This is a genomic window from Chloroflexota bacterium (genome assembly GCA_011322445.1).
Lineage (GTDB): Bacteria > Chloroflexota > Anaerolineae > Anaerolineales > DRMV01 > DRMV01.
In genome coordinates this window covers 20,314-27,882 of record DRMV01000001.1, presented here as the reverse complement: position 1 = coordinate 27,882, position 7,569 = coordinate 20,314, and the positions used below count along the sequence as shown (strand labels likewise).

The following is a 7,569-nucleotide window of genomic DNA, read 5'->3' as shown; positions in this document are numbered from 1 at the left end:
TGCGGCGGCTACGCGGGGACAGCGACCGCCTCAAACGCGGTTTCGTCCTCGGCGGGAATGTCCAACACGGGGAGCATGGACAAGAGTTTGTCCACTTTGACGCCCATGCGAGAGGCTTCATCCAAGACGCGAATGGTGTTTTTTACTGCGTCCGCGTCCTGGTTCGGGCTAAAAGCCACTTCCTTTACAGGCATTACAACCCAAGCCTTTTGTTCCTGATGGATCTTCAGAGCAGCCCACGAACCACTACCAGCAACCTTGCCCTCTGGAACGAAGGTAAAACCTTTGCGGATAAAGTCCGCGTTGTACGCCGCCATGAACAAGAAATCTGCTTTATCCGCACACACTTCACCTATCGGCCAGGCCGCAATGATAGTGCGAGTATCTTCATTGCGGCTTTCAGCCAAGAGGTAAAGCCTGCCTTCGTCATCAGTGAGCAGATAGGCAACTTTAGCCAATTTCAAAGAGGCGACAACGTCTTTGGGAACTTTGACAGTTCCAAAGGGTTCGCCTGTTTCAAGGATGTGGCTAAAGTCGGGATACTTGTATCCTCCCGTGCTTTGCACCAAGAAGGAAACAGGCTCATCTTTCTTGGTGATACGCAGCCATCCTCTCACTTGGGTAACGAGGGCTTCGTCCTGCTTCACAAACTTGAAGCGGACAATACCGGTAGCCTTCTTTGCCACTAACTTGTAAAAAGCCTGTGGCAATTCGGGGGCAAGGGGTTCAGTTTCGGTTTTCACCCCGTCCAGAATTTTGACAGCGCCCAAAGTGTAGCCATCGGACATTGCCACCATTCCGTTGGGATGAAAACCAAGTTGCGTTAGTACGGGCCGCGCCATATCTCGCGAAGCGAAAGGGATGACAGCAGCAAGGTTTTCTGCTGTCATTACAGCGTCAATGCTTTCGCCTTCTGGCTTTTTCGCTCTCGCCTCAATGACCCGTTCTGCTTCTTGAAAGTCCAGCGTAGGAACAGGGAAGTGTATATTGCCCTTACCCTTGATGAAAGCCCTGCCGTCTTCCGTGGCAACAATCTCGCCTTCTGGCACCTTCTTTGGCAAAGCATTGGCGTCAAATGCCACAGGGTGATCAATCTTTGCCTGGGGGACGCCCAGGTAAAGCACACCCTCAACAGCAGCCACGGTGACGATTACCCAATCTTTGCCTTTGAAGGTGTCAGGCTTTAACAAGATTGTTCGGTAGGAAGCGTCCGCGTAGGCCGGGCTTGCCTTTTTTGCCCATTTGCGGGCAAAGTCGAGAATTTTGCTGTCCAACATGACTCACCTCCTGCACCCCGCGCCAGCCCGCGGGGTGAAATGGTCTGAGTGACCGGCCCCGTGGCTGGGCGGGGGCAAGCGGCGAGCAGTAGCCGCCTGCCCTCGGCAGGCTATACGGTTGTTAAGGTGCTATCGGGTGTTCCCCGTTAATCGTCAGGGTAGGCACGGCGGGTAGCCGTGCCTGCGGAATACGGTGCGGTTTAATGGTGACTGGACAGTCGCCAGTGTCGCGTTACGAAAACTTCGTGAGAAGCAAGGACTTCTTGCAAAGCAGGCAGGCCTGCCTTGCCCTTGCGATAGGCTTGACGCAATTGCTGGACTTCTGCTTTCCCCAGCAGCGCGTATCCCATCCAATACCACTGATACGGCGTTCCTGCCTTCTCAAAGAGAAGCATAACGGGATAAAGCCCCTCGTCGGGGCTATTTTCATCCAACGGCACCACAATGGCAATCAGTTTAGCCTGTACCGTAGGAAAACCCACGCGCCGCACAGTGTACTTTTTCCCTACAATCACAGAGCGAGTCATACCTTCGCCTCCTTCGCCTGCCCCATGCCGCGCCACGGGGCAGGTCTTGGATTGGAATGGGTTTCCAACCGACCTACCCCGTCCCTGTGCGCGGCCAGGGCCGGGAAGGAAGCGGGCAAGCCGCACCGTATTTCCCTTTGTCAAGGTGCTAACGGCACACAGCGCAGGGGGCAAGGCGGGTAGCCTTGCCCTGCAGGGCGGTTATGCCAGGTGTTTCGCCTCATCTACATACTTCACAACATGCCCAAAGTCCTGGTCTTGCTTTAGGTGCTCCCAAATCTCCTTCGGGAGTGTGTCGTAGAAGACTTTGAGCAATTCAATGAATTGGGGGTCGGGCAGCCGGTTGAAAGCCCAACCCGTTAGTGTCTTGTACCACCGCTTCTGGGTGGACATGGTGGTGAGAGGACGATTGCTCACGCTTCACCTCCTTCTTGCCCCGTGCCGTGCCACGGGGCGAAGTTTCTTTGGGAAACAATGTGCCCCGCGCACGGACGGGAAAAGGAGGTCGGAGGCCGCCGCCCTGCGCTCTATGCCGTTGTCAAGGTGCAAAAGGCGAATACACCACAAGGGGGAACCACGCGGCGGGTAGCCACGTGGTCAGGCAGGCTTACAAGGCAAAGGATAGTTGCAATTGAACGGGCTGGGGCGCGGGTTGCGACTGCGGTTGTTGGCTCTTTCCCGTGCCGCCCAACTGCTCAAAAATTTGGGCGGCTTTCGTTTTGGAAAAGATACTTTCCAGTCGCATCAGGGGAGGGTTGTTGACAACAGGCTCTTCCCGCAAGACTGAACGGCGGAAAGCGTAATCAAGCAACTCTTTTGCTTTTTCCTTTTCCCAATCCGTCGCCGCGCCCTCAATTTCCTGCACGGCGTCCCAAAGAGCAACGGGGATTTCCCCCGCCTCCAAATGAGACGCCATGCAGCGGATGGCAGAAGCGTATGCCAGCGCGCCGCTTCGCGACAAGGGGGTGACCTGGCTCGCTTCGGACACCCACATGCTCACTTCAGCGCATGTGGGCTTTTGCAGTTGCCCTTTCGGGAGCGGGAGACGCTTGGCGTCCAGCACACGGCGCAGAAGTTCGCGCACGTGCGCCTTATACACAAACGGCGCAAATTCCAGCATCCCGTTGGGCGGTTTCACTGCCATGAACATTGAGAAAATATAAGGGATTTTCTCAACACCCTGCTCGCGCTGGCCTGCGACACGCATGGCGTGGTCTATCTCGGCCTCGGCGATTTCCATCGCCCTGAAAGCCCGCTCAATGGCAAGGGCTTCGCCCTCGCCGAAAACCTGTTGCAAAATGTTATCCATGTTCCACCTCCTCGCGCCGTGTCCACACCCACGGCGCTAATCTGGGGTAGATTGCGCCTGTGGTGTGGCACAGGCGGGGAGGGGGTAAGCCCGCCCCTTGTGGTGTATTCATTTGTCAAGGTGCCTGCTTCTGCCCTTTGGGGTAGCACGCGGCGGGTAGCCACGTGCTACCCCAAAGGGCAGAAGGATCATTTGTCAAAGTGCTGCACGTGTGCTTTTGGGGAAGCGCACGGCGGGTAGCCATGCGCTTTGGGACTGTCAAACCTTAGACTTAGAATGCAGGCTCGTAGCAAGCGTTATCGCCCTCTTCGCAACAGCAACTGCTGGGGTCGGGCACGAACCGATAAACGGCTTCCAGAGCAGCGTTACCAACCTCGCGAGGGTCGGCCATCTCGACCTTGCCATTCTTGTGGATTGTGGCAACAATGTGGACGTAATCCACATTGTTGCGAAAGGATTTGTCAAGCCATTCGCTGGTGCTTTGCCACAAAGCGTTAGGGTCGGCCTCATTGCCTTCCCAGTCTGTAGGGGGATAATCTCCCCGCAGCAAGGCTTGGATGTCCTCTTTGCAGCCTTTCGGGTTGCATTCGTAGCCGGAATGTGCGTAAATGCACTTTCTTTCGCTACGGTCAGCAAATACAAAGAGGGTTAAACCGCCCCCGTTGTCTTCTGTGAGTACGGCATGGTCAATGCCTTTATGAAGTTTGCCCATAATTCACCTCTCTTTCTCTTGTCAGCCGACCCGCGCCATGCCCGCGGGTCGGCTTTCGGAGTGAAAGCCCGCGGCATGGGCGGGCGGCCTCTCAAAGAGAGGCGATGAGGCTTGACAGTCCCCAAAAACACGCGTGTTCACTTGTCAAGGTGCTGGTTGTTTACGCAGCCCAAGACTGCGTATGTTCAATTACAACAAGGGCGCAACCTTCCCGCCCGTCCTCGGTTGACCAATGGGCAAGATAGGTACAAGGGAAAATATTGCTCACGGCGATTGTGTCAATTCCTACATCGCCGCCAAATATATCTAACTTTTCGCCAATACGCGAACACAAAGAGGTGTAAAGCGCTCCAAAACTTTCTGCCTCGGAAGGCGCAAACCTAAATTCAAAAATATCGTCAATCTCACCCACGGCCATCCTCTCTCTCCTTTTTTTGTCGCACAATATGCCTTGTGCGACACTATTCGCCGTTTTTTGCCGCAAAAACCCGGCTTTTCTGGCCGCTAACGCCCGAAAAAAGTGTCGTGAAACGCTTGTCTATGGGTAGGATTTCTACCCATGCGCCCCGCTCCCCAACCACGCACCACACTGGCAAGCCATATCGAGAACCGTACTCGATGGCCTGCTTCAGCGTAGGGAAACGGACATTGGCGTCTTTGGGTAAATCCAACAGCGTTTCGGCCAGATGGACTTTCGGCTTCACGGTCAGTCCTCCAATGGCGGTTTCCCTGTTGGCCTGGGAGCGAAGCACACGGCGGGTAGCCATGTGCTCATAGCGGCGGGTAGCCGCCTCGAAGCGGTTAGTTCTCTAATTCGGTAAGCAAAATGCTGTAATCGTGTCGAGACAGGGTGATGGAGACATCGGTAAGAAAACTCCTGTTCGCGAAGAAATCTTTGATTTCTTGCCACAACACCTTTAGGGTGTCGAGGCTGAACAGCGGGTAACTCCTTACCGTAAACCATACACCTTCTGCCTCATACACAAAGGTCAAGTAAAACATGCTCCACCTCCTGTACCCCCACGCCGTGCCCGTGGGGGTTAGTCAAGTGACTAAAAACCCCGTGGGGCAGGCACGAGGGCGGGAGGCGTCCAACTAACCGCCCGCTCCCAGACCAGCAGGTTGTCAAGGTGCAAATTGTCGCTGCGTGTGCAGCGGTTACTTCAAGCCTTTCGCTTTCACGTAGCCTTTTGTGCCATCAGGCAATTGCACCCACAGCCACCCATCGCCATCATCCTGCAACACAATTAGCGGCGTGTGAGGCGGCAGGTACAACCGCACGGCAGCCTTGTTCCCACGATACAGGGGCACGCGCCGCGCCCCCGTTTCTTTGTCAGGTGTGAACGGCCATGCCACCACTCCCAGCGCCATCCATCCCGTGCTGCCATAGCCGTTTTTGGTGGGATATTGCACCTGCACCCAAGTCAAACCGCCTTTGGCTTCCTGTTGCCCCGCCTCAATAACCTCTGTGCCATTGGGAAGGCAACTCAGGGGGAGCGTGTTAGCATCCGCCGCAGGCCGAACATACGCACAAGCGCCCACCGGCGACCATACCACCAACCGCGGCAAAGGGGCTACGGTGGCCGTTGGCGTTGGCGTGGGCACAGGCGTTGGTGTAGGTATTGGTGTAGGCGCAGCCGTTGGCGTTGCCGTTGTCGTAGGTGTGGGCGCTTGCGCTGCGGTGGCCGTGTGCGGCCATAACGTCAAAGCCAAAATTCCCAGCAACGCCACAACGCCCAGTCCTGCAAGCGACCACCCCCACAAGGGTAACTTGCTTGCCCAGGCTTTCAATCTCTCCCATTGCGGGGGCTGGTCGTCCTGCTGGACGGTTTCGGCGCGCTGGCGGGCGACGTCCTCCAACGCGTCCCAGCCGTTTTGGTCTTCAGTATCAGGCATGGTTACCACTCCTCGAACCACAAGGGAACATCAGGGGTAATTTCACCAACAGGCGCTTCGATGTAACCCTGCAAGTCTGCCGCGACGCCCGGCAGTTTCAAACGCTTGACATCCGCCACCAGCGCGCGGCGGCGGTCGGCCGTTGCCGCCACCAGCGCCACCCTGCCGCCATTCATCGCAGCATTGTTGCGCCATTTGGCAACGTGTTCTTTCTTGCTCAGTTCCACTTCCACGAAAAGCCGCTGGCCGTCCCTTTCCACCAGCACATCGGGCGGGGTGGCCGTTTCGTGCTCAGGCAAGACCCGCACCGCCCAGCCCCGCAAGCGGGCATGGAGGGCGAAAGTCAAAATACCGAGCGTATGGGCAGGAAAACGTTTCCCTTCGTGCAACCGCTCTATCCGCTCCACTTCGCTTTCGACCACATTCCAGCCCATCCGCTCAGCCAGGCGTCTGCCTTCTTCGGAAAGCACGTATACGCCGAGGCTTGTTTTAGGCTCTGACATTTGCAGGCGCTTGGAGACCAGGAAATTGCGCGCCACCATAAATTCCCCCGCCCGCCGCACCCAGGCGCGGGTGGTGGCAAGGCTCTTTCCAAAGGCTTGCGAAAAGACGGCGGCCATTTCCATGCGCGAGTTAATGCCCTGGGTGGCAATCAAGTACACCATCATCAGCCCACGCTTCCACCGTTTCCCCCCGTTTCGCGCAAGCGTAGCATACATAGAGGGCGTGTCCAGTTCTCGCCACGGTACAGCCTTCAAAGCGTCAACCAGAGCGGAAATACCCACCGCAGTAACAGCGGCGGTGGCTTCTGCCTTCTTTTGTGCTTCCTGCTCCTGCGTCTCCACTTTCCGCTGCGGCTCTCGCTCCATCTGCTGCGGCTTTTCTTCTTGTGCTTGCTCCTGTGCCTTCCGCTGTGGCTGCGGTTGCGGCGGTTTGGGCTTCTCTTGCGATTGCGGCTTTGGCGGCAACGCCGCCGGACGCCAGCGCGATTGCGTCTTGTGTTCCAAGACGCTCTCGAACAAGCGTCGCCATTCCTCTGCTCCCCACTGCTTGTAGGCTTTAGGGTCGACGCGGCGCGCGGCGTCCACCAGTTCACCCCCACCGATTTGATACGCCAGCCACTCCAACAATTGGCGGAAGGCGGCGCTTTCCTGCTCGGCGCGCTTCCGCCAGCGCCGTTCAGCGTTCAACAAGTCCTGCAAGGACTTTTGCAGGATTTGTTGCTGGCTATTTCGCGGCACGGGCGGCACGCTCCAAAGCCGTGCGGACGTCGGCATCGCTCAACACTCCCAAACTCCACTTTTCCACAGCATTCGCGGCCTGCAATACTGCCTGACGGCGGCTTTCCAGCACGGCCACCTGTTGATCCTTCAACATGCGCCGTACCTGGGAAGCCACATACTGCCCGCGAATGGGGTCTTTCTCGCCTGCTTCGTAGAACGCCGCGAGGGCGTCCACGGCCTGCTGCAACTGCCCCAACTCGCGACGGTATAGGCGCTCCTCTTTCAAGACCTGCCACTCCGACCAGGTGAGGACGCGCCCATCGTGGGGGGTCAACGTGCGCCCCAGCGCGCCCAGCACCACCAGGGCAACCAGGAGCGCCAATACTCCCAGCGTCCACGCGCCTGCTCGTGTTTCCGACAAGTCGATTTCCATCAACACCTTCCTACGGGTGGTCATGGGGCTGCCAAGTGGCAACCCCTCTACACCTCTCGCTTCGTCACCGCAGCGTCCCGCCCAGGCGCTCAAACGAATGCGCCAGGAAGACGAAACGTTGGGCAACCAGTTGAGCAAGCGGCCTGACCACCACCAGGGCAATCACGGCTTTCGCCAGCATTGCCCACATCC

At 57.4% G+C, this 7,569-nt stretch carries 11 protein-coding genes; all 11 read right to left on the bottom strand.

What is annotated here, in order from left to right; genetic code table 11:
* Positions 1–8: 8 nt before the first annotated feature.
* Complete coding sequence (locus ENJ54_00180; GenBank protein HFC08265.1) at positions 9–1,277, bottom strand: hypothetical protein; 1,269 nt, start codon at positions 1,275–1,277, stop codon at positions 9–11.
* A 200-nt stretch (positions 1,278–1,477) separates the two neighbouring features.
* Positions 1,478–1,804, bottom strand: coding sequence for a hypothetical protein (locus ENJ54_00175; protein ID HFC08264.1), 327 nt, complete (start codon positions 1,802–1,804; stop codon positions 1,478–1,480).
* Between the two features lie 201 nt (positions 1,805–2,005).
* Positions 2,006–2,221: a hypothetical protein gene (locus tag ENJ54_00170; protein HFC08263.1), complete on the bottom strand. Its 216-nt coding sequence runs from the start codon at positions 2,219–2,221 to the stop codon at positions 2,006–2,008.
* A 190-nt stretch (positions 2,222–2,411) separates the two neighbouring features.
* The gene (locus tag ENJ54_00165) at positions 2,412–3,113 is read right to left on the bottom strand and encodes a hypothetical protein (GenBank protein ID HFC08262.1); all 702 of its coding nucleotides are present in this window, start codon (positions 3,111–3,113) and stop codon (positions 2,412–2,414) included.
* Positions 3,114–3,384: 271 nt separating this feature from the next.
* A complete protein-coding gene (locus ENJ54_00160; GenBank protein ID HFC08261.1) occupies positions 3,385–3,825 on the bottom strand; it encodes a hypothetical protein in 441 nt (146 codons plus the stop codon).
* Positions 3,826–3,985: 160 nt separating this feature from the next.
* Entirely contained in the window at positions 3,986–4,243 is a 258-nt protein-coding gene (locus ENJ54_00155) for a hypothetical protein (protein ID HFC08260.1), read from the bottom strand.
* A 43-nt stretch (positions 4,244–4,286) separates the two neighbouring features.
* Positions 4,287–4,592, bottom strand: a complete 306-nt coding sequence (locus ENJ54_00150) for a hypothetical protein (GenBank protein ID HFC08259.1) — start codon at positions 4,590–4,592, stop codon at positions 4,287–4,289.
* 34 nt (positions 4,593–4,626) lie between these two features.
* A complete protein-coding gene (locus ENJ54_00145; protein ID HFC08258.1) occupies positions 4,627–4,827 on the bottom strand; it encodes a hypothetical protein in 201 nt (66 codons plus the stop codon).
* A 156-nt stretch (positions 4,828–4,983) separates the two neighbouring features.
* The gene (locus ENJ54_00140) at positions 4,984–5,721 is read right to left on the bottom strand and encodes an SH3 domain-containing protein (protein HFC08257.1); all 738 of its coding nucleotides are present in this window, start codon (positions 5,719–5,721) and stop codon (positions 4,984–4,986) included.
* Between the two features lie 2 nt (positions 5,722–5,723).
* Positions 5,724–6,998, bottom strand: coding sequence for a hypothetical protein (locus ENJ54_00135; GenBank protein HFC08256.1), 1,275 nt, complete (start codon positions 6,996–6,998; stop codon positions 5,724–5,726).
* Positions 6,949–7,401 (bottom strand): hypothetical protein, encoded by a 453-nt coding sequence (locus ENJ54_00130; GenBank protein ID HFC08255.1) that lies wholly within the window; start codon positions 7,399–7,401, stop codon positions 6,949–6,951. The genes ENJ54_00135 and ENJ54_00130 overlap by 50 nt, the downstream gene beginning before the upstream one ends.
* Positions 7,402–7,569 lie beyond the last annotated feature (168 nt).